We start from the raw sequence: 531 nt of genomic DNA, 5'->3' as shown, positions 1-531 counted from the left end.
CGACGCCGGCGTTCGTCGTCGGCACGTCGATGATGATCGTGATGATGCTGATCATGATCGTCATCAACAAAGAACGGCGGACGATGCCGATGATCAGCGTCATGCTGCCGTCGCCCGGCCCAAGCGAAAGCCGCTCTCCCCGCAGAAGGCACAAACTGCCAAGCGCGGTGCAGCCCGGGCGGTGAAGACATGAATCCGGCTTTCGACGAGGTTCTCGCGGCCGGGTCGGACGCGATGTTGAGCGCCTTCGATACGACGGCGCTACGCCTCGGCACGGCGTCTCAGAATATCGAGAAGGACTTCTGGGTCTGCTGGACGCTGGATGCCTTGTTCAATGGCTTGAAAGAGGGCGGACCCCGCCTCCTCTTCAAAGGTGGAACCTCCCTGTCCAAAGGGTTTGGTTTGATCAATCGCTTCTCCGAAGACATTGATGTCACGGTGTTTCGGGACGACATCGGCGAGCCGGCGACCATCGAGGAGCTCGAAGCGCTGAGTAGCAAAAAGCGCCGGGCGCGCCTCGATGCGATCAAG

The 531-nt window shown here is 60.5% G+C and carries 1 protein-coding gene; it reads left to right on the top strand.

What is annotated here, in order from left to right; all coding sequences use genetic code 11:
- Positions 1 to 189 precede the first annotated feature (189 nt).
- Positions 190 to 531: nucleotidyl transferase AbiEii/AbiGii toxin family protein (locus AACY45_RS27820; RefSeq protein ID WP_339548688.1), on the top strand; the 342-nt coding region annotated here is incomplete at its 3' end.

The organism is Pseudomonas sp. RA_35y_Pfl2_P32 (assembly GCF_963970735.1).
Classification (GTDB): domain Bacteria; phylum Pseudomonadota; class Gammaproteobacteria; order Pseudomonadales; family Pseudomonadaceae; genus Aquipseudomonas.
The sequence above is the reverse complement of the archived record's forward strand: the minus strand, read 5'-3'. Positions and strand labels throughout refer to the sequence as shown.